The 1,366-nt window shown below is 68.1% G+C and carries 1 protein-coding gene; it reads right to left on the bottom strand.

The window, feature by feature from the left end; all coding sequences use genetic code 11:
• On the bottom strand, positions 1 to 1,233 hold a 1,233-nt coding region (locus ACZ4MF_RS49015), incomplete at its 3' end, for an IS256 family transposase (RefSeq protein ID WP_467500952.1).
• Positions 1,234 to 1,366 lie beyond the last annotated feature (133 nt).

Below are 1,366 nucleotides of genomic sequence, written 5' to 3'. Positions count from 1 at the left end.
GGTGAGTTCGGTCGGGAGGACGGTCTCGTCGGTTTCTGACTCGATCGGGTGGAGGCGGGCCTTGGCCAGGAGGTCGAGTCCCATGTACCGGCGGGCTTCGGTCCACTCGTCGTTCTGTTCAGCCAGGACAGCGCCGACGAGGCGGATCAGGGCGGTGCGGTCGGGGAAGATGCCGACGACGTCGGTGCGGCGGCGGATCTCCTTGTTGAGCCGTTCCTGCGGGTTGTTCGACCAGATCTGTCGCCAGATCTCGCGCGGGAACGCGGTGAACGCCAGCACGTCGCCCTGAGCGGCGTCCAAGTGGGCTGCGGCTTTGGGGAACTTGGCCTCCAGGGCATCGAGGACGTGGCGCATCTGGGCCTGGACTGCGTCGGTGTCGGGCTGTTCGAAGACGGTCCGCAGCAAGGTGGCCACCCACGGCTGGGCCGACTTGGGCACCTGGCTGAGCAGTGCGCGGGCGTAATGAGTACGGCATCGCTGCCAGCTCGCGCCGGGCAGGGTGGCGCCGATCGCGTTGACCAGGCCCATGTGCGCGTCGGAGATGACCAGTTGGACGCCGGACAGGCCGCGGGCGATCAGCGAGCGCAGGAAGGCCAGCCACCCGGCGCCGTCCTCGGCGGTAGCCACGTCCAGGCCGAGGATCTCGCGGTGCCCATCGGCGTTGACGCCGACCGCGATCAGCGCATGGACGTTGATGATGCGGCCGCCCTCGCGGACCTTCTGAGTCAGGGCATCGACCCAGACGAACGCGTAGGGGCCGGCATCCAGGGGCCGGTTACGGAACGCGGCGACCTGCTCGTCCAGGTGCTTGGCCATCGCGCTGACCTGGGACTTCGACAGCTGAGTGACGCCCAGGGACTCGGCGAGCTTCTCGACCCGGCGGGTGGAGACGCCCAGCAGGTAGGCGGTGGCGACCACCGAGATGAGGGCCTGCTCGGCCCGGCGGCGTCGCTCCAGCAGCCAGTGCGGGAAGTAGCTCCCGGACCTGAGCTTGGGAATGGCGAGCTCGACGGTGCCTGCCCGGGTGTCCCACTCGCGCCGGCGGTAGCCGTTGCGGTGGTTGACTCTCTCGTCGCTGACCTGGCCATATTCGGCGTTGCAGAGGGCGTCCGCCTCCGCGGACATGAGTGCGTCGGCGAACGTCTTGACCATCGCGCGCAGCAGATCGGGACTCGCCGCGACGAGATTGTCTTCCGTGAGGACGTGCAGGGGCAGACTGTGGGGTGCGGTCATCGTGCTGATCTCCTTCGGGCTTCGACACCTCGAAGATCAGCCGGTGGCCGTTCATCTATGCGGGCACCATCCCGATGCCGGAGCAAACCCCCGGATCAGGTCGAACCCGTACACCACTTCCCTGGACGCAACC

The sequence above is a fragment of the Streptomyces sp. NPDC025793 genome (assembly GCF_055558375.1).
The sequence above is the reverse complement of the archived record's forward strand: the minus strand, read 5'-3'. Positions and strand labels throughout refer to the sequence as shown.